Below are 25,540 nucleotides of genomic sequence, written 5' to 3'. Positions count from 1 at the left end.
TCTAAATGCTTTTAATGGGTTGACTTTAAGACTTACTCTATCTATAGCACTGTATCACTTTTGAGGGCGATTACCTAAACTATCCTTGTCTATGTCCTACTGCTTATGCAAAGCGTGTGCTTTTGCGCGAGGGACGAGCGCCGAGGCAGAGTATGAAAAAGCGCTGAGCGCTAACCTGCATATTTGTATGCTTGTCATTGTGTCATGCTGAGGCCCTGCTTTTTAGTCTTTTGCTTTTGATGATAACAAAATCCCGATGTCTAAGACTCGCTTAAACATCGGGAGAAGTAAGTTTTGTAGTATGCAAGAGTTATAGTAAAAAGAAATACGCCCAAAGCCCAATAGCGACGGTTGAGATCAGGTTAAGCACTACCCCTGTGCGCACCATCTCAGATTGCTTGATGAGTCCTGTGCCAAAGACGATGGCATTGGGCGGCGTGGCGACTGGCAGCATAAAGGCACACGATGCACCGATACCAATGACCAAGACCAGCACTTCTTGCGGCAAGCCCATTTGCTCAGCAATGGCGGCAAACACAGGAACTAATAACGCAGCAGACGCGGTGTTAGAGGCAAATTCAGTTAAGAAGATAATAAAAGCAGATATGGCAATCATAACGACAATAATCGGCGCGCTAGATAAAGCATTGGCGACAGTTTGACCAAGTATTAGGGATGCGCCTGAGACTTTGAGCACTGTCGATAGCGCAATACCGCCACCAAATAACATGAGCACGCCCCAGTCGGTATTATCAGAGACTTGCTTCCAAGATACCAAGCCCAAACTGACCACAGCGGCCGCCGCTGACAGCGCGATAATAGCATCGGTATCCGCAATATCGAGCGCGGCACCGATCTTTTTGGAGAATATCCAGCTTAGCGCAGTGATGATAAAGACGATGATGGTCACGACTCTAGGACGATTCCAAGGAATAGGCGCTTCGTCGGAGATGGTGACTTGCCGATTAAGATTGGGCTTGAGTACCAAATACATCGCGCCTAGTAACAGCGGTAGCATGACGAGCATGATAGGAATACCAAACTTCATCCAATCAACAAAGGCGATATCGAGCGCTTTTGCGGCGATGGCATTGGGTGGCGATCCTACAATCGTACCTAGTCCGCCAAGACTGGCTGAATAAGCGATACCTAAGAGCACAAACACAAAGGTGCCGCGGTCTTTTTCGCGATCCACTTGCGTCAAGATACCTAGTGCTAGAGGCAGCATCATAGCGGCGGTTGCGGTATTAGAGATCCACATCGATAAGAACGCGGTAACGCCAAATATCAAAAACACTGCAGTACCAAGCTTACCGCCTGACATGGAGATGATTTTTAAGGCGATTTTTCTATCCAGTTGCTGTACATGCAAGGCGGCGGCCAAAGCAAACCCACCAAAGAACAGGTAGATAATAGGACTGGCAAAGCTCTGTAAACCAATCTTGGCACTAAAATCAGGAATCCCTATCAAAGCTCCTATGACCACGACTAACAAGGCAGTGATAGTGACATGTAGCGCCTCGGTTAGCCATAAGGCACCAATAAAGAATAGTAGAGCCAGACCTTTATTGGCGCTGTTATCAAAGGGTAATACATTATAAATAATAAAACTAATGACAGCCGCTATAGCGACGACTATTAGCCCTTTTCCCGTTCCTTTAGGGAAAGTGTCGGTAAATAAATACTCGTTGCCATCCTTTGGCAAGTGGCTATCTAATTTAGATTCTGACATACAATGTCCTTGTCACTGATGTTGAGTCGTATGGGAAGTGAGTCCCTTATGAGAAGATAAACTTGGTCATTTTAACAAATTTTTGTCGATTTAGAGTATTAGCATACTATCTTTTATTCACTATATAAGTATTTTTTATACCTGTTCATCGTTACACATCGATACCAAACAGACCTCATTAGCGTCTGTACAAGTCAAACTTCGTATTACATAATTGATAGGTTCACTCAAAATGAGTAAATGTCTATAATCTACAAAAACCTAGGCATATGATAAACCAACAGGAGTACCGTATGACGGATCGTAATAAGCCGGACCCAACAACTAAAGTTGCCCCTACTGACATTAATCAAGATGATCTAGCCAAAAAAGATCAGCAACGTACGGATGATTCAGCACTCGATATGATGCAAGGCATGCATGATCATGAAGATCATGAAGAAGAAGAGAAGTAACTGATATCTTTGTAATAGTTATTTAGCAAGAGTAATGACGAAGCGCTTATCATGATGATGAGCGCTTTTTTTTGTGCAAATTGGGGTCTGCAAGTTGACGCTTTTCAGGCAAGCGATCTGAAGCGTGGTTATAGACAAAGGCGGCGATAAGCACGATTATTATGGGGACAAACAAAGCGCCGTAGGAGATTTTGGCATAAAGAAACGCCCCGACTACCCCGCCGCCGCAAAAGCAATACCAAATAATCGCTTGAAAACCAAGCGTCGGCTTACTGATAGAGCGCCCTGCCAGCCAATTACCAATCGCCGCACCCATGTCTGAGGTCAGGCCTGTTAGATGTGTGGTACGAATGACGGCGCCACTGTAGGTTGCGACCATAGCATTCTGTAATCCGCAAGCCATAGCAGCAGCCAGCTGTCCTAAGTAATCCTGCTGTTGGTACAACCAGTGGCTCAGCAATAATAATGCCGCCTCGATATACAATGCTCGTCCGTAACGTCGGCCTAATTTAAGAGAGGTCTGCCCAATGACAAAGCCACTCAAAATAGCGCCTGCTAAAAATGACAGCAAGGATGCGCCAATATACAAAATGCTGCGACCATCAAAGTAAGCAATGGCGGCTGAGAATAGACTGACATTGCCAGTGACATGTGAGACGGATAGATTAGTAAAGCCCATCAGCGCTATGGTATTGACCGAGCCTGCGCTAAAGGCTAGTACTGCCCCGCCCCAGAGTATCCATCTTGGTAATTTGGTAATCATAAGCGCTCAGTAGCAGGTAAGCAAAAGTGGATTATTATAACCAAAAAAGACAGCCGATTGGCTGCCTTTTGAATGTAGAACATATTGACGTAGTTTACAAAGTTACTTATCAGCTTCATCGAGCATCATGAGCTGCTCACTGATAGCAACGGTATTGAAGCCTGCATCGACAAACATAATTTCACCTGTGATACCAGATGCCCATGGTGATAATAAGAATAACGCGGCATTACCAACTTCCGTCTGATTGACATTGCGCTGCAAGGGAGCGATTTTTTCGCTGATATCGAGCATTTTTCGAAAAGATTTGATACCGCTTGCCGCAAGCGTGCGGATAGGACCTGCTGATATAGCATTAACGCGAATACCCTCACCGCCCATAGAGGTTGCCAAATAGCGCACGCTAGCCTCAAGGCTGGCTTTTGCCATGCCCATTACATTGTAGTTTGGCAATACCGAGATGCTACCTTCATAGGTCAACGTCAGCATCGAACCGTGACGCATTGCTAAAAGTTCACGCGCCGCTTTGGCTAATGCCACAAAGCTATAGCTTGAGATGTCATGAGCAATGTGACTGCCCTCGCGAGTTGTGGCACTCACAAAGTCGCCATCGAGCTGATCCATCGGTGCAAAACCAATCGCGTGTACTACGCCATCAATACCATCACCCCAATGCTGGGTCACTTGCTCAAAACAGGCAGCAATAGAGTCATCAGACGCCACATCACATTCTAGTACCAAATCCGCTTCAAACTTCTCGGCCGCCATATCTACACGTTTTTTTATTTTATCATTGGGATAGGTCAAAATAAGAGAAGCGCCTTCACGGTGAAGTGCCTCAGCAATAGCCCATGCGATAGAGAGTTTGCTGGCGATTCCTGTGACGACAAAACGCTGTCCTTGAAGTAGCATAAAATATCCTTATTAATTGATAAACGTGATTAGAGGTTTGAGCTAATAGAGAATGGTAGTCATATGCTACTCATTATACATTAATTTAGTTAAGTAAACAGTCGTAAACTAACTGCACTGGATTACCAACGTACGCTTATTGAGACTGTAGTCATACATATCGGTGTATCGGTCATAGCGGTATGAAGTTGTCATTATTTCAAGTATAATCACAGCCCTTTAAACCCTGCACAAAGTTATTAGGTTTTGGCTGATACATTTTTTAGAGCCAGATTTAGCACAAAGCGATACCCACATTTTTGATAGCGGTCAAACTTATGAGCAACAATGCGATATTAGTAGATTACAAAGAAAGCACTGAGTCCTATCGTCAATTGATCGACTCAACTGGTGAAGACTTGAGTCGTCCTGGTCTACAAGATACGCCTATTCGTGCGGCAAAGGCTTTTGCGCATCTGACGCAAGGCTATCATCAAAGCCTTGACGAAGTGGTTAACGGCGCGGTGTTTCCATCGACCAATCGCGAGCTGGTACTGGTGCAAAATATCGAGTTTTATTCACTATGTGAGCATCATATGTTGCCCTTTCATGGCGTGGCTCACATCGGCTACCTGCCAAATGGTCAAGTCTTAGGGTTATCGAAATTTGCGCGTATCGTCGATATGTTCGCGCGCCGCCTGCAAATTCAAGAGAACCTAAGCGAGCAGATCGCGCAGACCATTATGGATGTGACGGGTTGCCGCGGCGTAGCAGTTGTCATGGACGCCTCACACATGTGCATGATGATGCGCGGAGTTAGCAAGCAGCACTCGACTACGCGAAGCACGGCGATGCTTGGCGAGTATAAGCACGATAATCAGGCACGTAACGAGTTTTTGGACGCCGTACCTAAGCGCCGACCAGCCTTCTAGCTCTTATTTTTTCTAGCTCTCATTAATATAGCAGTGCAAAAAGCCCACTATTTGAGCAAATAGTGGGCTTTTTTGTGGTTAATGTTTAGATGGTGGTTAATATTTAGATGTAAGTAATATAAACCTTATGCAACAGGCTTGACATCGTCAATCCACGCGCCATAGCCTTCCTCTTCCATCTTCGCAAGCGGTACAAAGCGCATTGCGGCAGAATTCATGCAGTAGCGCATGCCCGTCGGTGCTGGGCCATCATTAAACACATGACCTAAATGCGAGTCAGCATAGCGGCTACGTATCTCGGTACGCGTTGAGAAAAAACCCTTGTCTTCTTTTTCAACGACTAAGTTAGGGTTGAGTGGACGCGTAAAACTTGGCCAGCCTGTGCCAGACTTATATTGATCGCGTGAAGAATACAGAGGCTCGCCCGATATCACATCGACATACAGACCAGGTTCTTTATTATCCCAATACTCATTGCTAAAGGCGCGCTCAGTACCATCTTGCTGAGTGACTTTGTATTGCATAGGACTCAGTGACTTTTTGAGCTCATCTTGACTAGGCTTAGTAAAGGCTTGCGGATTAAAACCAACAGTATTTATGCTTTGTGATGTCATCTTAGAGGTCTCCGGAGCGTCAGTCTGTGCGGCACTAGCATTCTGCATACTATTACTAGTAGGCTTGAATTGAGTAAAATCCAACTCATAATCCTTGCCATAAACACTTTCAATGAACTGATAACGACCAGAGTTAAAGGTATAAGCCTTATAGCGTAGCGGGTTTTTCTTATAATAGTCTTGATGATAGTCCTCAGCAGGATAAAAAGTGCTGGCAGGGACGATCTCGATCACGACTGGCTTTTTGTATACGCCAGAGGCTTGCAGTTGCTGCTTAGCCGCTTCAGCGATTTGTTTTTCTTGCTCGTTATTATAAAAAATAGCAGGACGATACTGGGTACCGCGATCAACAAATTGACCTTTATCATCAGTAGGATCAGCAATACGCCATAACGCTTGTACGATACCGTTATAGGTAATTTTGGTTGGATCATAATATACCTGAGCTGCCTCAGTGTGACCCGTACCACCAGCTGATACTTGGCTGTAAGTTGGATTGACCGTCTGACCGCCGCTATAACCTGATACTACTTCTACCACGCCAGGTATCTTTTCATACCCCGCCTCCACGCACCAAAAACATCCCCCAGCTACAGTTGCGACTGCCAAATTTGTATCGGTCGGCGCATAGGGGTTTTCGGCATTAGGGTTTTTGACGGTTGTATTGCTCTCTGTAGACGCACAGCCTGTAATAAAAGCACTACCGACTATAGCGATAGTCGCAATAAAACCTATTTTCGATTTATTATTCATTAGCATATCCTAAATATTAGGTATTAAATAAGGTGTTTATCATTTTATAATACTCCTTACATATCACCGTAACATACCTATTTTGTTATAAATATTTAACGAGTTAGTCTCACTTTATAATAAAACTGAACAATAGTAGCCTATAGTAGATAAATATATTGCTTAGGCTATTTATCATATCGAATAAATTTATATTAAAAAAGCACACTACCCTTTGAGTAATGTGCTTATTTGTAGCTGACTTGATAAATAAACCTAATTAAGCCACTTTGTCACTTTTAGCAGCGCGCTCATCACTAGTCGCCTTAATTTTAGATAGGATATCTTTGATGCCTGACGCTGGCATGTAAGTAGGCACAGCATAAGTGTCGCTGACTTCTTTGGCAGCCGCTTTGGCAATAGCATCAAAGTCACTCTCCTTCATACCTTTAACGGTAGGATCGATACCGACTGACTCAATCAAAGCGCGCACTTGCTCGATAAAGTAGCTCGCCAGCTCTTTATCCGTTTTATCCGCTTGCGTGCTCTCGATAATGCCGATTTTTCTAGCCAGTTTTGCCAGTCTTTTTTCGCTTGATTTACGATTTAAATCCAGCACGTATGGCAGTACGATCGCATTAGCGCGACCGTGAGGAATACTATAATGCGCGCCTAACTGGTGAGCGATAGCGTGGACGTAGCCAAGGCCAGCCTTATTAAAGGCGATACCGCCGTAATGCGCGGCAATTCCCATCTCCTCTCTTGCCTTTAGATCGCCGCCATCATTATAGGCGATAGGCAAATAGTGCATGACCGCTTTGGTCGCAGAAGCGGCGTAGTAGTCGGTCTCAACGCTAGCATTGACACTCATCCACGCCTCTAATGCATGAGTTAAGACATCGATACCAGTATCAGCAGTGATATGCTTGGGCATGCCTTTCATAATCACAGGATCGATAGCAGCGGCTCGAGGTATCATTCTAGGGTCGATTGATAGCGCTTTTTGATGCGTTTCATTGTCTGACACAACCGCACCAAGTGTCGCTTCTGAACCAGTACCAGCAGTCGTTGGAATACAGTACAGCGGCATACAGGACTTGCGCGCTTTTAAGATACCGATAAGCTTTTGCGGCTTGCAGTTATTGCCTTGTGACATAGCGATCATCTTTGCCGCGTCAATGACTGAGCCGCCACCAATGGCCAAAATAGAGTCACAATTGTTATTTATAGACTCACTCAAGCCCTCTTCGACCACAGCAAAAGTAGGGTCTGGGGTGATACCGTCATAAACATGGTAGTTGATATTATGCTTGTCCAGATAATCGGTGACTTTTGACGGTACGCCAAGTTTGTTTAGCACCTCATCAGTGACGATCAATACGTTAGTGCTGCCTTCGTTGATAATCATGTCGCACAGCTCAAAGCAAGCCTCTTCACCGACATACAATAGCGGTCTTGGAACAGGAATCAAGTGCGAGACAACTTTTAACACCTTGGCACGGGTTTTAGCAACGGCTAGATAACCTGCATGTTGCAAGCTGTCGTTGTTCATCAAAGTGGAGATAACAGGAAGTTTACTTTTACTCATAAAAAAATCCTTTTAGATAAAAGATAGTATAAAGACCATCTACCTTAGTCGCTCAATGAGCTCGCAGCACTAGTAATGGTAGGGGTTTGACCAGATTTACGTATTGTATTCAATTGTACCACTAGGATTTTTCGTGTGTGATGAATACTATGAACTGATGTGTTCTAACTGTTTTAGGAGTGCTATGGTTTATGCCATGCTCGCTTGTAATAACTGTTTGGCATAAGGGTGCTGCGGCTGATTAAACATCTCTTCAGTTGCTCCTGACTCGATACATTTGCCGTCTTTGAGTACCATAATATGCTGACACAAAGCCCGTACAACCTTTAGATCATGACTGATAAACACATAGCTGATGTTAAGATTGGCTTGAATCTCGCGCAGCAGTTTGACTACCGTCACCTGCGTCGTACTATCTAGTGCTGAGGTTGGCTCATCTAATATCAGCAGTTGCGGCTGCATAACGAGTGCTCGTGCCAGCGCTACTCGTTGACGTTGACCACCAGATAGCTCATGCGGATAACGATGGACAAATTCATTGGGTAGATGCACCGTCGCCAGACTGTCTATGACCGCTTGCTGGCGCGCCACTTTTGCTACCCCCTGTACTAGTAGCCCCTCTTCGATAATTTGCATAACGGTCATACGCGGGTTAATACTAGCAAAGGGGTCTTGAAACACCATTTGAATCTGCGCGCGAAACTCCCGTAGCTCGCTTTTGGACAGCTTGGTGATGTCTTGACCACCGATGGTAATTTGCCCGTTCACCTTGGCTTGATTACTGAGTAATCTACTTAATGCAAGCGCCGTCGTTGTCTTACCTGAGCCCGACTCACCGACCACACCCAAGGCCTCGCCCGCCTTTAGGGTCATATCTAGATCACTGACCGCCGCAAACCAGCGTTTGGTGCCACCGAATAGGCTTTTTTCTACAGGGAATTGCACACCCAATTGCTCAACCTCTAGTACCTTGACATCACTGTCACAGCTTTTAGATAGACTAAGCGCTTGACCAAAGTCTTGTGCCATAAGGGTGCGCGTATAGTCCGCTTTTGGCTGAGCAAAGATATCTGAGGTTTGACCCTGCTCTATCGTCTGACCCCGGCGCATAACGATAATCTCATCGCTATAGCGCTTAACTAGATTGAGATCATGACTGATCAGTATCATCGCCATATTATGCTCAAGCTTTAAATCATTTAAGAGCGCCAATATCTCATGTTGCAAAGTGACATCAAGTGCTGTGGTTGGCTCGTCGGCGATCAAAATATCAGGCTGCTGCGCCAGTGCCATGGCTATCATCACGCGCTGGCGCTGACCGCCTGAGAGCTCATGCGGATAGCGACTTAGCTTATCCGCAGGGTCTGTGATATTGACGTCGTTTAATAGTGCAATGCTACGCGCGCGCCACTCTTTTTTAGGTACACCAACCAAACGTAGCGACTCAGCGATTTGCTTAGCAACCGTATGAAGCGGATTGAGCGCCGTCATCGGCTCTTGAAATATCATACCGATACGCTGACCACGAATGTGCCTGAGGGACTGATTGCGCGACTTGCTATTGGCTATCGGCAAGCTATTGGCTTTTGGTTGAGGAGCCCTATCTGAAGCGTGAGCCAATTGCGCCTCACCGCTCACTATCAGACTATTAGGTAATAATCCGAGCAGCGCAAGACTGGCGATAGATTTGCCTGAGCCTGACTCCCCTACGATAGCCAGCGTTTCGCCTTGACGCAGCTGATAGCTGAGCTTGTCTACGAGCGCTATACCGGTATCCGTCACAATGGATAGATTATTGACCGTCAGCATAACTTTTGCATGCTTGTTGGTCTGATCGAGCACTGCGGACGGCTCTTTTTGAATAGGTGTCATCATATTATGAGCGCCTCGGATCGAACGCATCTCGTAGCGCCTCACCTATGAATATTAGTAAGGATAAAATAAAGGTTAAGCTAAAGAATCCTGATAAGGCAAGCCACGGTGCATCAAGGTTGTTTTTGCCCTGTACCATCAGCTCACCTAAGGACGGCGACCCTGGCGGTAGACCATAACCCAAAAAGTCTAGGGCGGTGAGTGCAATGATATTAGCCGTTAATATAAAAGGTAGCTGCGATAGACTAGACGCCAAAGCATTAGGTAAGATATGCTTGAGCATAATCTGCGTGTCAGATACGCCAAGGTTACGCGCCGCACGTACATAATCAAAATTACGGGCGCGCAAAAACTCAGCGCGCACCAGACCCACCAGTCCCATCCAACCAAAGAGCAGCATGAGCCCGAACAATATGGTAATGCTAGGGCTAAATAGGCTGACTAAAATAATAATCATAAACAGCTGCGGCATCCCGCCCCAGACTTCCATAAATCGCTGACCTGCCAGATCCACCCAGCCCCCATAGTAGCCTTGAATAGCACCGACGATAATACCGATAAACGCACCTGCTAGCGTTAACGCTAAGCCAAATAGGAGTGACACGCGCATGCCGTAAAGGATACGAGCCAATACATCGCGGCCTTGATCATCGGTGCCCAGCCAGTTTTGGCTATTGGGCGGCGCAGGATATGGCAGCCCCAGCTCAACGTTAGGCGTTTGATCGGCAAAGGCAATGGGCGGCATGAGAAGATAGCCTTTAGACTCTATCAATGCTTGTACCGCAGGATCTTTATAGTTAGCTTCGGTCTCAAATATCCCGCCAAAGGCCGTCTCGGGATAGGCTTTTAGCACAGGGACATAATAGTCACCATCGTAATTGACAAGTAAAGGCTTATCATTAGCAATCACATTGACCGCCATACAGATGACAAAAACAATCGTGAAAATAATGAGAGAGATAACGCCGAGACGGTTATGACGAAAACGATCCAGCCGCGCTTGCCAAACAGGATTTAAGCGGCGTTTTTTTGTTTGGGATAAAGGGGTCACAATAGAATGCTGACTTGACATTAGCGACCCTCAAAATCAATGCGAGGGTCAATCAGATGATAACTGATATCACTGATAAGCTGTAATAGCAGACCAACTAAGGTAAAGATAAATAACGTTCCAAAAATGACAGGATAATCACGCTGCTGAATGGCTTCAAAGCCGAGCAAACCTAAGCCATCAAGCTTAAAGATAATCTCAATCAAAAAGTTGCCCGCAAAGAAAATACCAACGATCGCCGCTGGAATACCCGCAATGATGATCAGCATAGCATTACGAAAGACGTGACCGTAGAGCACTTGGCGCTCGCCCAAACCTTTGGCGCGCGCGGTTAATACGTACTGCTTGCCCAGCTCTTCTAAAAAGCTAAACTTGGTCAAATAAGTTAATCCAGCGAAGCCGCCTACTGTACTAGCGAGCAGCGGGAGCGCTAAATGCCAAAAGTAATCTTTAATTTTGCCGAGTGTCGTTAATTGATCAAAGTTCTCAGAGGTCAGTCCTTGTAGTGGAAAAATATTCCAATAACTGCCCCCTGCGAAGAATACGAGCAAAATTACGGCGAATACAAATACTGGTATAGCATGTCCAATTGCAAGTAGCATCGCCGTTGCCTTGTCTACCGCTGAGCCATGATGCATCGCCTTATAAACACCAAGTGGAATAGCAATCATATAAATGAGTAGCGTACTCCAAAGCCCAAGTGAGATGGAAACAGGCAGCTTTTCGATAATTAAATCGGTTACGGTTTGACCTTTAAAGAACGACTTCCCAAAATCGAGCTGCGCGTAACTTTTAAGCATGAGCCAAAAGCGTTCTGGCGCGGACTTGTCAAAGCCGTACTGAGCATTAATCGCAGCGACCATGTCATCAGAGAGTCCGCGTGTGCCTTGATAGGTGCTATTGCTTCCTGAACTGCCAGCGCCCACGCCACCATTTATGGCGCTATCTTTTGCGCCTTGTTCGATAAGTGCTAATTGCTGCTCGACAGGACCACCAGGGGCGGCTTGCACAATGACAAAATTAGCCAGCAAAATTAAGAATAGCGTCGGCACTATCAGCAGTAGTCTTTTTAAGATATAACGGCCCATAGTGACGATTTCCTAAGTACAAGAGACGAGCAAAAAACAAATCAATGGATAGCAAAAGCCAAGAAACTTAAAGTTTTAAAAATCGTTTTTAAGCTCGCGCAGTGCTGCAAATACCGTTAAAGATTTATCATCCTCTAAGTGTCTTTTAGCACTCACGCCAGCGATGACACTTGGCTCATTCGCTCGCATAAACACATTGATAGCGCGCTCATGCTCTAAAGTGACAGGCAGCGTCGGTATGCCTTGTTCGCTCAGCTCCTCAGCTCGCGCCAAGGCTTTTATCATTGCTTGATTATCTGGCTCTATGCTAAGACCAAAGCGCAAATTGTTAGCGGTGTACTCATGCGCTGGATACAGCAACGTATCAGCAGGCAGCTCGTTTAGACGTCTTAGGCTGTCATAGAGCTCCTCTATAGTGCCTGTGAAGACGCGACCACAGCCGCCACTAAACAGGGTGTCTCCGCAAAACGCGTGCTTTTGTCCATCGATATCTAGGATGTAGGCGATATGCGTTTCGGTGTGTCCCGGTATATCCCATATTTGTGCGGAATGACCCCAAGCGCTCACTGTGCTACCGTCTTTGACCGTTTGATCTTCTTCAACGCCGTGCTCACTATGGGCGACGATATGAGTCATCGGAAAATACTCTTGTAACTCCATAACCCCGCCAACATGATCATAGTGATGATGGGTCGTCCAAATTGAGGTCATTTCTAGATCATGCGCTTTCATGTAGTCAGCAACGGGCGCTGACTGACCTGGATCGATAACTATCGCCTGTTTATTATTCTTATTAATCAGCGTCCAAATGTAGTTATCGGTAAAAGCTTTAATCGGATGGATTTGAATACTCATGGTAAATCCTTACTAGAAGTTATTTTCATTTATTGTCTTGATGCTAAGCGATAAACTTTGTAGGTTGTGCAACTATTGACCCAGATATTCATTGACGCGGCGCTCGCCTTCTTTGTCTACCCACCAGTAGTCAATACCCACCGCATTAGTTGGCAAAGTAGCATGACGATACTGATCCCAGTACGCTACATTCGTCTCAGACTTACCATACAAGGGTACTAGATAATGACCAGCGCGCAACAAGCGATCGAGTACTTGAGTGTACAAAATAATCTCGTCACGGCTTTTGGCAGCGATAAGGGACTCGACCACACTATCGATAGCGGCATTTTTGATACCGATTGTATTATGATTACCAGGCTCGTCCGCAGCGGCGCTACCCCAAAAGGCGGCTTGTTCAGCGCCAGGTGATAGACTTTGGGCAAAGACATCAACCGTCATATCATAATCATAGCTACGCGTGCGCTCAAAATACTGCGGGCCGTCAACTTGACGCAATGTGGCATCAAACCCCAAACGCTCAAGGTTGCGAATATAGGGCAATAATACCCGCCCCATGGTCTCGCCTGTCATCAATATCTCAATTTGCGCTAGCGTACCATTGGGCTGATAAAGTTTCATATCATCATAATAAAACCCAGCATCGAGCAATAACTGCCGAGCTTTTAGTAACCCCTGCCGATTAAAGCCTTTGCCATCGCTCATCTCTACTTGCCAATCCTCCAGCACGCCTTGTCTGTGAATGGGTTCAAGCTCATCTAAAAGCGGTGCTAGTACTTGCCTCTCAAGATCTGAAGGCGCGCCAGTCGCTGCTAGCTCTGAGCCGTGATAAAAGCTTTGCAGGCGTTCATACTGATCATGGAACAAGGTCTTATTCATCCACTCAAAATCATAGGCTAAGCTTAGCGCTTGGCGTACCCGGATGTCTTGGAACAGCGGACGACGCAGGTTCATAATTAGCCCCTGCATCGGTACGGGGTTTTGACTGGTGATCGATTCTTTTTTTATCATGCCTGCTTTGACCGCTGGGAAATTATAGCCCGTCGCCCAGTTTGAGGCTTTGTTTTCGGGACGAAAGCGGTATTGACCCGATTTAAACCCTTCAAAGGCAATCTCATCACTTTGATAGTAGACAAACTTAATCATATCAAAATTATAACGACCGCGATTGACCATAATATCGCGTCCCCAATAATTGGGGTCACGCACATAACTGACTGAGCGCCCAGCGTCGACGCGACCAAGCTTGTAGGGGCCACTACCGATAAGTGGCGTCAGACTAATACTCTCAAAGTCGGCATCTACGGAGGATTTTTTAAAGACTGGAAATTGACCAACAGTGAGCAGTATCTCTTTGTTATCCGCATTGTTAAAGACAAATTTAACTTGATGCTCATCAATGATTTGCACCTCTTTAATATCGCTCAAATAACTACGAATATACATCGGCCCTTTAGTCAGTATCGCATCATAGGTCGCTTTGACGTCCGTACTGGTCACAGGCGATCCCTCCCAAAAGTGCGCTTTTGGGTTAAGATGATAGATAATCCAGCTGGCATCATCGGGATCATAGGTGACCTTTGTCGCCAGCTGCGGATACATAGTAAAGGCTTCATTAAGTGAGCCGGTCATAAGGGTATCATACAGATAATCTGTACCGACCATCGCCACTCCAGTGGTCATCCATTTGTTGGCACTATTAAAGGTGCCACGCGCATCTAGGGATAGCGTACCGCCTGTTGGTGCATCAGGATTGGCATAGGGCATAAAAGGCGCGTCAATATACTCAGCAGTGCTGTTGTGACCGAGCGCTTGAGTCGTAATGGGCGCTGCTACGCTGCTTGGTATCCAGCAGATCACAGCGCCTATGGCGGAACTTAGCAAGGCATTTTGTAGGGTAGCTTTTTTTATCATAATAGAGACTAGAACAACTCAATCCATTCGGCAGCTTATCATCAGCTCATCAAAAACCATCATCAGTTTAGGCAAGCTGTAAAATTTAATCATAACAAACTTAGCTTTTTTAACCTAATGATTTGCAAGAGTGCTTGCGCCCAGACAAACATTTTATAAACAGTCACAAAAAAACGCAGCCCATATTGAGCTACGTTTTTAGTATTTACTTTTTATCCAATAATTGTACCAGCTTATTAAGCATACTTTTTTTCGAAGTCTTTCATAAAGTCCACCAATAGCTGTACCCACTCAAGTGGCACCGCATTGTAGATACTCGCGCGCATACCGCCGACGTCACGATGACCTTTTAGACTTAGCAACCCTGCCTGCTCTGACTCTTCTAAAAATACTTTATCCAAACTACTATCTGCTAGAGTAAACGGCACGTTCATGATAGAGCGATACTCAGGCTCGACGGGATTATGATAAAAGTCGCTGTCATCGATAGTCTGATATAGCAAATCAGCTTTTTTCTGATTGATCTTACCGATGGCTTCGACTCCGCCCTGCGCTTCTAACCAATCAAAGACGAGACCCGCTAAGTACCACGAGTAGGTCGCTGGTGTGTTCGACATCGATTCTTTGTCGGCTTGATGACCATAATTGAGCAGCAGCGGACACCACTCGCTGGCTTGATCTAATAGATCGTCACGAATAATGACGATGAGCAAACCTGCAGGACCGATGTTCTTTTGCGCGCCTGCATAAATCATCCCGTATTTAGACACATCAATCGGCTGCGACAGGATGCATGAAGACATATCAACGACAAGTGGCGCCTCAACTTGCGGCGGCTCAAAGATTTGCAACCCGTGAATGGTCTCATTGGCGCAGTAGTGAAAATAAGCAGCATGATCACTCAGCTGCCACTCGCTCATAGCAGGCACAGTAGTAAAATTACTGTCTTTGCCCGTGGCAACTTGATTGATACCACCCAGACCGATCGCCTCGTAACGCTTGGCCTCTTTTATCGCTTTGCCTGACCACGCGCCTGTTGTTAGGTAATCTGCTGGACCGCCATTTAACAGATTCAGTGGAATCGCTGAAAACTGTAAGCTGGCGCCGCCTTGCAAAAACAGCACTTTATAATTATCAGGAATAGCCATCAAGGAGCGTAATTTAGTCTCAGCTTTTTGGGCAATGGCCATATAGTCTTTGCTACGGTGGCTCATCTCCATAACTGAGACGCCGCGACCTTGCCAATCAAGCATCTCACTTTGCGCGCATGCTAAGACTTCGGTTGGTATAGCCGCAGGACCTGCACAAAAATTAGGCAGACGATGCGGCGCTGAGGTATCAGATGCTGAAGTTGTATTGGTAGACGCATTGTTTGAGGACATATTATTTAAAGACATAGCCACTATCCTAAATAGGAAGATATAAAAGGGAGTATTTTATCTGAGTTTTTATAAAAAAGGATAATTGTAAATGATATTGCAGAATTATCAGCTAGATATCTGCTGCCAGAGCTCGCGCTTAAGCATACTATCTGTAAGCATTACACTTAGCGTTGGTACCTGAGCTAGCTTAGGATGCGTCAAACCCTCAGGTAGTTCGGTCAATGCAGCAACTTGTATCTCCTCGCTCCTACCAATCCTAAAGATATAGCCTGCCAAACTGGCATTGGCAAGCTCAGCGGTATCCATGCCAGCACAGATAGGAAAAGAGGTGGTTTCGCAGTTTAATGATAAAGCCTGAACGATATTTTGCCACAGTTTTTGACCGTTGCTATCTAACGCTTGGATATCGACTATTAGCACCCAATTGCTGTAACGTGCGCCTTGTAAATCAAAGGGGGCTACTTTATCTTGCGTTGCAAAATCCTCTTTGTCATCACTGTAAGAGTGAGGAGTCAAAGTTGTGACTTGATCTAAAAGTGGTGCTATGGCTGGGGCTACAGAGGATTCTACAGGATCGATACTATCAAAATGGTAATCCGCTTCGGCAATAGAGTTCGGTTTTATATCATCACCAGCAACACTTTGGTTTTCGCTAATCTCAGCAACTGGCGTATCTTGCGCCGGTGCTTGTGAGTGACGACTTGACTCAAGGCTTGTATCTGAAGCACTATCTATGACAACTGGCGCTGATACCAGTATTTGTTCCTCAGCTATCCCTATATCATCGATGTTTAACGTCAAAGAATCAGGCTGCACCCATTGTCCGATACCCATCATCGCCAAAATCTGCCGCTGTTGCATCAGTCTTTGGGTAACTGATGATTGCGGTATAGGAGTTGGCGTTTGATGCTGCGTGTCTTGGATATCACTCATGGGTGACGACTATCCTACTTATCATTAAGGTATTAAAAGAGTTTAAAGGCAATTGAGATGAGTATAACGATATTATACTAGTATAAGTAAGTGCGAAGGCATTTATCAAATTTTAGGCAAAAAAAAGCGACTCCATCAGCACATCCTCGGCACACAATGAATCTATTACCGTTGCTACCTTCCGGTCCTGGCGGGGTTCATAGAACACTGTTGCGAGGCTACCAATGGAGCCACCAGTTGCAAATTATACTCACTTTTTGGCTTTTTACAACCCCTATCGTAAACGTTCTTTATTATAAGCTTTAGAAAGTAGCAACTTACCTGACAAAATACTTATGGTATTAAGCGTAAAATTTGCTATGTTAACTAAGTCTAAAAAATATCTTTAATAAATAAGCTTCATTAATAATAATTAACAGTTTAAAACAAGGAGAACATGATGAAAACAACACTAATTATTAAAACTATTATGGCTACCAGTAGCGCAGCACTGCTTACAGCGATGATGAGCCCTGCTCATGCTGAACCGACTGGTTATGACCAAATTAGCTTTCAGACAGAAGTCAAAGAGGAGATTGCTAATGACGAAGTGCGCGCTAGTATGTATAAAAAAGCACAAGCAACTGATGCCAAAACCTTAGCAACGACGCTTAATACCTCTATTAACAGAGCCTTAGCGATCGCTAAACGCTACCCTACTGTAACGGTGAGTACCGGTCAGCAAAGTACTTATCCCCGTTATGATAAGAATGACAAAATCATTGGTTGGACAGGACAAGCAAATATCGATCTAAAAAGTACTGACTTCACCGCGACTAGCCAACTCATAGCAGACTTGCAAGAGACTTTGGTGATGAATAATCTAAACTTTGGTGTCTCTGAGATTAAAAAGGACGCGCTTGAGCAAAAGCTAATGACTGACGCCTCCCGCGCCTTTCAGCAGCAGGCTAAAAACTTGACCCGTGCTTGGGATGCTCGTGGCTATCGCGTCATCACGGTTAATCTTAATACGGGTAACAATAACTTCCCGCGCCCTATGTATAGCTCAATGCGCGCCGCTGATGCGGAGTCCTCAATTCCCAGTCAAAACTTTGAATCTGGTAATAGCACCATCTCAGTCACTGCCAACGGTACGATTGAGCTAAACAAATAACGTCAACTTATAACGCCAAAAGGTCAGCATTATTAGTGCTGACCTTTTTTTATTATGAAAAATTTTTCTGATTTTAGCACTTTTATTTGCAACTATTTTTATTTAGAGACAGTACTGTCTCGACGCATTTTTAGTCGTAGTTTTTGATGCCAAGGCAAGTTTTGATAAGCCTGAAGCTGCTGCGCAACTCGCTTTTTATTTTGCAAGATAGCGGTATTTTGGATGACGTAGACAGTGCGACTAATCCGATTAACGACTTGTCCTGTACTATTTTGTATTATCGCTTGAATGGTGTGCTCACCTGGATTGAGGTTGACCGTCGCAATCGATGCGGTAATTCCTTGCGATATTAGTTGATCGTCTATATAGATACTGATGCTGTCCCCAGTCTGTAGCGCTGGACTCAGTTGCAAATTGACAGTGATGATTTGTCCTGGGCGCTGGTAAGCACGCTCTTCACTAGGTTCGATCATAGCCAGTTGATAATTTATCGGCGCACGTGCTGTAGGCTCTATCGTTGCTAAGTTAACAGGATTAGATTGGCTACTACTATTGTTAGTTGATTGATTATTAGTTGAACGACTCGACTCGTTACCAGTACTGACATTAGTGTCTATGACCTGTTTGCCGGCTTGCTGCTCGTAGTTTTGCGGGCGATCGGTAAAAGTGACCTGACCGGTCTGCTCGTCAATGACTTTATAAATTGAGGCGGCATTGGCCAAAGGCGCACAAAGACTGGCTGACCCTATCATCAAACCTGCCAGCAGAGCTACTGCTCGATTATTCATTAGAGACTTCATTTTAAAAGTTGGCATCATAGTAAGTTGACCTATGTTAATAATATTTAATGACGACTATTATGCTTTATTTTTAAATTTGATTCAGTAGTGGCTTTGATAATGTAATTTTTAGCAGAGACAATATCAAATTTATAGCAACAGTTTAACTACCAAACCATAAACCATAAAAAACCAGCTAAGATTAACTTAACTGGTTATTATGAGATTAAACCACTAAAAGCTCTAAGTGTTCACTAGCAGCTATAGTACAAGTCAAACTCGACAGGATGTACGGTCACATTAACACGCTGAACTTCTTCTTCTTTTAGTGCGATAAAGGCGTCTAGCATATCTTTGGTGAAGACATCACCCTTTAACAAGAACTCATGATCATCACGCAAGGCTTGTAGGGCAACTTCTAAGCTCTCAGCTACCGTTGGGATTTGTGCTTCTTCTTCTGGTGGCAAGTCATACAAGTTCTTGTCAGCCGCTTCACCTGGATGCATCTTGTTCTGAATACCATCAAGACCCGCCATCAGTAGTGCGGCAAAAGCAAGGTATGGATTCGCTGTTGGATCAGGAAAACGTGCTTCGACGCGAACGGCTTTTGGACTGCTCACATGTGGAATGCGAATAGACGCTGAGCGGTTTGAGGCAGAATAAGCCAGCTTAATCGGTGCCTCATAATGCGGCACTAGACGCTTGTAGCTGTTGGTCGATGGGTTAGTAATCGCGTTTAAAGCACGCGCATGTTTGATGATACCACCAACGAAATACAGCGCGGTCTCAGACAGACCCGCGTACTCATCACCTGAGAAAGTATTGACGCCGTCTTTTGAGATGGAGATATGTACATGCATACCTGAACCATTATCACCAACGATTGGCTTTGGCATAAAAGTAGCTGTTTTGCCAAACTGATGGGCGACATTGTGAACGACATATTTTAATTGCTGTACTTCGTCCGCTTTACGAACCATAGTATTGAACGCAACACCAATCTCAGACTGGCAAGAAGCGACTTCGTGATGATGTACCTCTACTGTGCCCTCACCGACGATCTCTTCGATACGCTCACACATTACCGCGCGCATATCATGCGAGCTATCGATAGGGGGTACTGGGAAATAGCCACCTTTGACGCGCGGACGATGCGCCATGTTGCCCCACTCATAAGTCTCATTCGTCGACCAAGCTGCTTCTTCAGCAGTGATCTTATGACTGACGCCTGACATATCGATTGACCATTTAACGTCATCAAAGACAAAAAACTCTGGCTCTGGACCAAAATAAGCGGTATCACCAATGCCTGTAGATTTTAAGTACTCCTCAGCGCGGCGAGCGATAGAGCGTGGGTCGCGATCGTAACCCTGCAAGGTTGATGGCTCGATGATGTCGCAAGTCACAACTATCGTTACTGCATCAAAGAACGGATCTAAAAAAGCAGTCTCAGGGTCAGGGCGCAAGATCATATCTGAGGCTTCAATGCCCTTCCAGCCTGCGATTGATGAGCCGTCAAACATTTTGCCATCTTCCATCACATCTTCGTCAATGCTGTGCGCTGGAAAGCTGATGTGCTGCTCTTTACCGCGAGTGTCGGTAAAACGAAAGTCAACCCACTTGGCATTGGTTGATTCGATAAGATCCAGTAATTTATTCGACATAAACAGTCTCCGTTGAGGTTATCGTAGTATTACAATTTAAGTTTTATTTGCTCGTTACTAAGTACTTATTGCTAAGTACAAGCCGTATCTTAATAACTTACTAATAAGGCTATCTTAAAAAACTTTGTCTCGTTATCGGCGCTATTTTAGCAATATCTGCACAACATTGCTGAACTGATATTTACCTTCTGCGCACAAACTTTAAAATGATTGCCCAAATTGGCTATGTTAACGATCAAGTCATGATTGTTAACGTACTTGTGACAGTTACCGTACTCATGACGGTGTCTCATTTAAACAGGATGCAACGGCTGTGCCACTTTATATTATTTAACTTAAAAGTAGAGATAGATTTAATCGACAAAGTCAATATAGATAAGCTGCTCTTGCTTTATTAAGTACGTAGAGACTTAGCATAGTTTTACGATTGTCGCCTTAGTGCTCCGAGAATCACGTGATAAATAACAGGATCTTATGCACCAAATAAATGCATAACTCGCACCAATTTTGATAGAACAGATAGCTTTGGTGCATTATATGCTGACGCTTGATTCTAACCCAAACCTCAATGACATTAGGATGTATCGATTAGCGATAATAAATTGCTGCTCGTCCTGATGGCTTGATACCTGATAAAATAGTGGTAAGATATCTTGCATTGCATATTCTTTACCTCATAAAAGTAAAGTGACAATGTGCTGGTATGTTTAGCTTAAAATAGATTTGAGCGTCCTTAATGTAAGCTCATATGATTCAAGCATTCGTGACTTATATTTTAGTAATAAATGCTTTTGATACATAGACAAAAAAGAGAATACCATGATTTTGATGATCGACAATTACGACAGCTTTACGTACAACATCGTACAATACTTCGGTGAGCTTAAACAGGACATCACGGTATGGCGTAATGATCAGACGAGTATTGAGCAAATCAAGACGCTGACGCCAGATGTCATTGTCATTGGACCGGGCCCTTGTGACCCTGATCGTGCTGGTATCTCCTTAGAAGTCATTGAAACATTCAAAGGGGTCATACCTATATTAGGTATCTGCTTGGGTCATCAGGCGATTGGGCAGGCGTTTGGTGGTAAGGTAGTCAAAGCGGGTGAGGTGATGCACGGGCGTTTGTCTGCGGTTTATCACAATGATAAAGGCGTGTTTGCAGGTTTGCCTAATCCGTCTGAATTCACTCGCTACCACTCATTGGTCGTAGATAAGGCAAGCCTACCTGATTGTCTTGAGGTAACCGCTTGGACGCAGAATACTGACGGTAGCATTGAGGAGATCATGGGTGTACGTCATAAAACTTTTGCCATTGAAGGCGTGCAATTTCACCCCGAGTCTATCTTGAGCCTTGCAGGCTATCAGCTTCTTAATAACTTCTTGATCACGCATAATTTAGAGGTGCTCAGCGTAGATGAATTGCCTGAAGTGAGCTGACCATTATTATTAAATAACTTTATTAATCATACCTTTACCTAAAAATATAATAAATAAGTGATTTTTTATGACCATAGATACCACTCAAAGCACATCAAACGTTAGTGCTTCAAAAGTTAGTACCTCTACGCACAAAGACATCGCACAGCTCTCTGATGATCAAATACATAAGCTATTGACAAGTGCTTTAGATCGAATCTTGCAACGTATCGATTTGACCTTTGATGAGATGCGTGAGGTTATGCTGATCATTATGCAAGGCAAATGTAGCGACGCTATGATGGGCGCTGTATTGACGGGCCTACGTATGAAGGGCGAGTCTATTGACGAGATTACCGCAGCGGCCAGTGCCATGCGCGCACTCGCTGCTAATATCGAGCCTAAAGGTTGCGACTATTTAGTCGATATCGTCGGTACGGGCGGTGATGGCGCTAATCTATTCAACGTCTCTACTGCCTCGGCATTAGTTGCCGCCGCGGCTGGCGCGCAAGTCGCCAAGCACGGTAATCGCGGCGTCTCAACTAAGTCCGGTAGCTCAGACTTATTGGAACAAGCGGGTATCAGTTTAGCCCTTACTCCCGATCAGGCGCTAGAGTGTATTCAGAATGAGGGTATTGGGTTTTTGTTTGCGCCCAATCACCACAGTGCTATGCGTTATGCCAACCCGATACGCCGTGAGCTCAAAGCCCGCACTATCTTTAACATTTTGGGCCCTTTGACCAATCCAGCTGGCGTGCCTAATTTAGTGATTGGCGTGTTTACCGCGCAGCTGTGTGAGCCTATCGCTAAAGTCATGAAAAACCTAGGGGCCAATCATGTGATGGTGGTCGGTGCCAAAGATGGCCTTGATGAAATTAGCCTTGCGACTTCTACTACCATCGCTGAGCTTAAAGACGGTGAAATATCGGTTTATGAGCTAATGCCAGAAGATGCGGGGGTTGAGTCACAGACGCTCATTGGTCTCGATGTAGAGTCGCCTAAAGACAGTCTTGAGCTAATACGTGCTGCGCTCTCAGGAGAGGAGACTCATGACCGCGCGGTGCTCAAAGCCCGTGATATGATTGCGCTCAATGCAGGTGCTGCTATTTATACTGCGGGTCTGGCGAGCAACTACCCTAATGGCGTCAACCGTGCTCAGGCCGTTATCCAAAACGGTGATGCTCTTCGTAAGCTTGAATCTCTAGCGGCCTATACACAAAAGCTTGCAGCTGGTGCTTAGGGATATAGAGTAGTAAACTCTAAATTAAATAACGCTTAAACCAAAATACTTGGAAATACCATGACGACAAGTACCGACACGCAAACTCATATACCCTCAGTGCTACAACGTATCATCAAAACCAAATACGATGAAGTTGCTGCTGCCAAAAAAGAGCAGCCCTTAGCCGTATTACAAGAGCAAGCCGCTAATGACAACCATCCGCGTCGCGGTTTTGCCAACGCCTTGCGAGAAGCTGCCATGAAAGACAAGGGTGTAGGGGTCATCGCTGAGATAAAAAAAGCCTCACCGTCCAAAGGCATCATTAATCATAACTTCTCCCCTGCTCTATTTGCCAAGCAATACGAGCAAGCCGGTGCCAGTTGTCTATCGGTACTTACCGATCGTGATTACTTTCAAGGCGATGACACTTTTCTTTTGCAGGCAAGTAATGAGTCTAGCCTACCTATATTGCGCAAAGACTTTATGATAGATGTTTATCAAATTTATCAGTCCTACTTGCTCGGCGCTGATTGTATTTTGCTGATTATGGCTTGTCTTAATGACGCACAAGTGGCAGAGCTACATGCTTTGAGTTTAGAGCTGGGTATGGATGTTTTGATTGAAATACATACGCAAAACGAGCTTGAGCGAGCACTAACGCTACCGCGCTCGAACCATAATATCTATGGTATCAACAATCGTGATTTGAACACCTTTGAAGTTGATCTGCAAAACACCCTTAGACTAAAAAACCTTTTACTAGACGCCTTATCAGTAGATACATCGGCTGGCGACAATCACACACAAAAACCCCTCATCGTGACCGAAAGCGGTATTCATAGCGTGGATGATATTCGCTTAATGCTTGACAATGATATTGAGCACTTTTTGATCGGTGAGCATTTTATGAAGACCGATCATCCCGGACAAGCCCTGCAATCGCTACTTGCTAGCATCCCTGCTGGCGCGTAAAGTAAGCAAACTAAATCCTTTTATTCACTCATCAACGATACAGCAATCATTATGGCAAATTCCCTATTTTCAAAAGAGATGCAAAACCAGCTTCAAGAGCTCAAAGGTCAATTAAGTAAAGGCCGTGATACTAATGCGCCAGAGGGCGAGAATCAAAAGCCTACTGAGCCTGTGTCACTACCCACGCAAAAACAGGTCAAAAAAACCGTCAAGCAGTTAGATAGTGAGCACGTCGATGATGACAAAGTATTGTTTATGCAAGCGATGCATGGTGTTGAGCAACTAGAAGACAAAAACGTGCGCTCCCCTGTCAAAAGTAATAAAGGGGGCAAACCTGATGCAGCCACTCTATCCAAGCGCGCCGCCGCTCAAGGTAACGAGGATGGCGACTTGAGTACGGGTCTGTCCGATATGCAAGCGCTGCTCAATCCTGTGGCGAGCGAAGCCTATCTATCGTACAAGCAGCCTACCCTACAGAACAAAGTATTCACCCAGCTCAAACAGGGTAAGCTGCGCTGGTATGACGCGGTAGACATCCATGGCTGCACGATCGAGGAAGCGCGCGCGGCGATGACCCAGCTGCTCGTTCAAGCGAAAAATAACAATGAAACGTCAGTCAAAATTGTCCACGGCAAAGGACAAGAAGCTATTTTAAAAACCTGCGTCAATGGCTGGTTACGTCAACTGCCAGAAGTGTTAGCATTTTGCTCAGCACCGCCAAAAGATGGTGGCAATGGCGCAGTGCTGGTACTACTCAAAAAGTCTAAAACTGACGGCGAGTAAATTGATAGGTTGTCAAAAAAGGACTGCTCTAAGCGGTCCTTTTTTATATTATGAGGTAAGGATTTAGCGAGGTTAAAGATAAGCTTATGACTATAGAGACGATTGAAAATTTAGCAACACTACAAGCTCATATCGAGGCTTTGATTAATATTGAACCTAGATTTGCGCCTATGTATAGCGCCGTTGGCGTGCCGAGCTTAAGACGTAATGATGGAGGCTTTGAGCAATTAATGCGCGCGATAGTCGGTCAGCAGCTATCGGTAGCAGCGGCTAGTAGTATCTGGCAGCGACTAGTAGATACTCAATTGACCACACCGCAAGCTATACTAGCAGCAGACGATGAATTACTGCGTGCCCAAGGACTGTCTCGACAAAAAATCCGTTATGTACGCTCTTTAGCTGAGCATGATATAGATTTTAAGACTTTAAAAACCTTGCCCGATGAAGAGGTCATCAAAACCTTGACCACTGTGGTAGGCATTGGTCGCTGGACGGCCCAGATGTATTTACTATTCTCTCTAGGGCGCGCTGATGTGCTCGCTGTTGATGACTTAGCGATTCGAGTGTCGGCAATGACGCCTCTAGAATTAGTAGAGCGACCAACGCCCAAACAGCTGCAAACACTGAGTCAAGAATGGTCACCCTATCGCAGCGCTGCCAGCTTGCTGCTGTGGGCACATTATGGCTGGTTGCGTGATAAAACTGCGGTGCCTGTTTAAGTCGCTCCTAGCTGATAATTAGGT

22 protein-coding genes and 1 other RNA gene are annotated in these 25,540 nt (G+C 45.0%); 8 read left to right on the top strand and 15 right to left on the bottom strand.

Annotated features, from left to right (window positions below; all coding sequences use genetic code 11):
- Positions 1 to 310: 310 nt before the first annotated feature.
- The gene (locus tag ACTXGE_RS05395; RefSeq protein ID WP_443542315.1) at positions 311 to 1,732 is read right to left on the bottom strand and encodes an SLC13 family permease; all 1,422 of its coding nucleotides are present in this window, start codon (positions 1,730 to 1,732) and stop codon (positions 311 to 313) included.
- A gap of 293 nt (positions 1,733 to 2,025) precedes the next feature.
- Here ACTXGE_RS05395 and ACTXGE_RS05390 point away from each other — a divergent pair, with 293 nt between their 5' ends.
- Positions 2,026 to 2,187, top strand: a complete 162-nt coding sequence (locus ACTXGE_RS05390; RefSeq protein WP_317198806.1) for a hypothetical protein — start codon at positions 2,026 to 2,028, stop codon at positions 2,185 to 2,187.
- 49 nt (positions 2,188 to 2,236) lie between these two features.
- On the opposite strand, the gene ACTXGE_RS05385 is transcribed toward ACTXGE_RS05390, so the two are convergent.
- Both ACTXGE_RS05385 and ACTXGE_RS05380 read right to left on the bottom strand, forming a co-directional pair.
- Positions 2,237 to 2,950 carry a YoaK family protein gene (locus tag ACTXGE_RS05385; RefSeq protein ID WP_443542313.1) on the bottom strand — a complete coding sequence of 238 codons (714 nt, stop codon included), beginning with the start codon at positions 2,948 to 2,950 and terminating at the stop codon, positions 2,237 to 2,239.
- A 102-nt stretch (positions 2,951 to 3,052) separates the two neighbouring features.
- Positions 3,053 to 3,862: an enoyl-ACP reductase FabI gene (locus ACTXGE_RS05380; RefSeq protein ID WP_435948926.1), complete on the bottom strand. Its 810-nt coding sequence runs from the start codon at positions 3,860 to 3,862 to the stop codon at positions 3,053 to 3,055.
- A 317-nt stretch (positions 3,863 to 4,179) separates the two neighbouring features.
- Between ACTXGE_RS05380 and folE the strand changes: the two genes are divergently transcribed.
- Positions 4,180 to 4,773: a GTP cyclohydrolase I FolE gene (gene folE / locus ACTXGE_RS05375; protein ID WP_317198809.1), complete on the top strand. Its 594-nt coding sequence runs from the start codon at positions 4,180 to 4,182 to the stop codon at positions 4,771 to 4,773.
- 125 nt (positions 4,774 to 4,898) lie between these two features.
- Here the strand turns inward: folE and msrB are convergent, their stop codons facing one another.
- The 10 genes from msrB to ffs all read right to left on the bottom strand — a co-directional run bounded on the left by msrB (position 4,899) and on the right by ffs (position 17,029).
- Positions 4,899 to 6,140: a peptide-methionine (R)-S-oxide reductase MsrB gene (gene msrB, locus ACTXGE_RS05370; RefSeq protein ID WP_443542312.1), complete on the bottom strand. Its 1,242-nt coding sequence runs from the start codon at positions 6,138 to 6,140 to the stop codon at positions 4,899 to 4,901.
- A gap of 259 nt (positions 6,141 to 6,399) precedes the next feature.
- Positions 6,400 to 7,707 carry an iron-containing alcohol dehydrogenase gene (locus ACTXGE_RS05365; RefSeq protein ID WP_443542311.1) on the bottom strand — a complete coding sequence of 436 codons (1,308 nt, stop codon included), beginning with the start codon at positions 7,705 to 7,707 and terminating at the stop codon, positions 6,400 to 6,402.
- A gap of 189 nt (positions 7,708 to 7,896) precedes the next feature.
- The gene (locus ACTXGE_RS05360) at positions 7,897 to 9,516 is read right to left on the bottom strand and encodes an ABC transporter ATP-binding protein (protein ID WP_443542357.1); all 1,620 of its coding nucleotides are present in this window, start codon (positions 9,514 to 9,516) and stop codon (positions 7,897 to 7,899) included.
- Between the two features lie 67 nt (positions 9,517 to 9,583).
- Positions 9,584 to 10,651 (bottom strand): ABC transporter permease, encoded by a 1,068-nt coding sequence (locus ACTXGE_RS05355; RefSeq protein ID WP_443542309.1) that lies wholly within the window; start codon positions 10,649 to 10,651, stop codon positions 9,584 to 9,586.
- Positions 10,651 to 11,718 (bottom strand): microcin C ABC transporter permease YejB, encoded by a 1,068-nt coding sequence (locus ACTXGE_RS05350; RefSeq protein WP_435948930.1) that lies wholly within the window; start codon positions 11,716 to 11,718, stop codon positions 10,651 to 10,653. Before ACTXGE_RS05350 ends, ACTXGE_RS05355 begins: the two co-directional genes overlap by 1 nt.
- A gap of 75 nt (positions 11,719 to 11,793) precedes the next feature.
- Positions 11,794 to 12,573 (bottom strand): hydroxyacylglutathione hydrolase, encoded by a 780-nt coding sequence (gene gloB, locus ACTXGE_RS05345; protein ID WP_443542307.1) that lies wholly within the window; start codon positions 12,571 to 12,573, stop codon positions 11,794 to 11,796.
- 72 nt (positions 12,574 to 12,645) lie between these two features.
- On the bottom strand, positions 12,646 to 14,487 hold the full coding sequence (locus ACTXGE_RS05340) for an extracellular solute-binding protein (protein ID WP_443542305.1): 1,842 nt from the start codon (positions 14,485 to 14,487) through the stop codon (positions 12,646 to 12,648).
- A 236-nt stretch (positions 14,488 to 14,723) separates the two neighbouring features.
- Positions 14,724 to 15,869 (bottom strand): 3-phosphoserine/phosphohydroxythreonine transaminase, encoded by a 1,146-nt coding sequence (gene serC / locus ACTXGE_RS05335; protein ID WP_443542355.1) that lies wholly within the window; start codon positions 15,867 to 15,869, stop codon positions 14,724 to 14,726.
- Positions 15,870 to 15,974: 105 nt separating this feature from the next.
- Complete coding sequence (locus ACTXGE_RS05330) at positions 15,975 to 16,802, bottom strand: DNA polymerase III subunit psi (RefSeq protein WP_435948933.1); 828 nt, start codon at positions 16,800 to 16,802, stop codon at positions 15,975 to 15,977.
- 130 nt (positions 16,803 to 16,932) lie between these two features.
- Positions 16,933 to 17,029: signal recognition particle sRNA small type (gene ffs / locus ACTXGE_RS05325), an RNA gene on the bottom strand.
- Positions 17,030 to 17,241: 212 nt separating this feature from the next.
- Here ffs and ACTXGE_RS05320 point away from each other — a divergent pair.
- On the top strand, positions 17,242 to 17,955 hold the full coding sequence (locus ACTXGE_RS05320) for an SIMPL domain-containing protein (protein WP_435951036.1): 714 nt from the start codon (positions 17,242 to 17,244) through the stop codon (positions 17,953 to 17,955).
- Between the two features lie 98 nt (positions 17,956 to 18,053).
- Here ACTXGE_RS05320 and ACTXGE_RS05315 read toward each other — a convergent pair whose 3' ends face one another.
- Complete coding sequence (locus ACTXGE_RS05315; RefSeq protein WP_443542303.1) at positions 18,054 to 18,773, bottom strand: DUF4124 domain-containing protein; 720 nt, start codon at positions 18,771 to 18,773, stop codon at positions 18,054 to 18,056.
- A 215-nt stretch (positions 18,774 to 18,988) separates the two neighbouring features.
- Complete coding sequence (gene glnA, locus ACTXGE_RS05310) at positions 18,989 to 20,404, bottom strand: type I glutamate--ammonia ligase (protein WP_443542354.1); 1,416 nt, start codon at positions 20,402 to 20,404, stop codon at positions 18,989 to 18,991.
- Between the two features lie 813 nt (positions 20,405 to 21,217).
- Between glnA and ACTXGE_RS05305 the strand changes: the two genes are divergently transcribed.
- The 5 genes from ACTXGE_RS05305 to ACTXGE_RS05285 all read left to right on the top strand — a co-directional run bounded on the left by ACTXGE_RS05305 (position 21,218) and on the right by ACTXGE_RS05285 (position 25,516).
- Positions 21,218 to 21,841 carry an anthranilate synthase component II gene (locus ACTXGE_RS05305; protein ID WP_317198820.1) on the top strand — a complete coding sequence of 208 codons (624 nt, stop codon included), beginning with the start codon at positions 21,218 to 21,220 and terminating at the stop codon, positions 21,839 to 21,841.
- A gap of 67 nt (positions 21,842 to 21,908) precedes the next feature.
- The gene (gene trpD, locus ACTXGE_RS05300; RefSeq protein WP_443542301.1) at positions 21,909 to 23,060 is read left to right on the top strand and encodes an anthranilate phosphoribosyltransferase; all 1,152 of its coding nucleotides are present in this window, start codon (positions 21,909 to 21,911) and stop codon (positions 23,058 to 23,060) included.
- 60 nt (positions 23,061 to 23,120) lie between these two features.
- On the top strand, positions 23,121 to 24,014 hold the full coding sequence (gene trpC, locus ACTXGE_RS05295) for an indole-3-glycerol phosphate synthase TrpC (protein ID WP_443542299.1): 894 nt from the start codon (positions 23,121 to 23,123) through the stop codon (positions 24,012 to 24,014).
- 51 nt (positions 24,015 to 24,065) lie between these two features.
- Positions 24,066 to 24,797, top strand: a complete 732-nt coding sequence (locus ACTXGE_RS05290) for a Smr/MutS family protein (RefSeq protein WP_435948938.1) — start codon at positions 24,066 to 24,068, stop codon at positions 24,795 to 24,797.
- Between the two features lie 86 nt (positions 24,798 to 24,883).
- Positions 24,884 to 25,516, top strand: a complete 633-nt coding sequence (locus ACTXGE_RS05285) for a DNA-3-methyladenine glycosylase family protein (protein ID WP_443542297.1) — start codon at positions 24,884 to 24,886, stop codon at positions 25,514 to 25,516.
- Positions 25,517 to 25,540 lie beyond the last annotated feature (24 nt).

The organism is Psychrobacter sp. T6-4 (assembly GCF_052258425.1).
Lineage (GTDB): Bacteria > Pseudomonadota > Gammaproteobacteria > Pseudomonadales > Moraxellaceae > Psychrobacter.
Note: the sequence above shows the minus strand (reverse complement) of the source record. Positions and strands in the feature narration are given on the sequence as shown.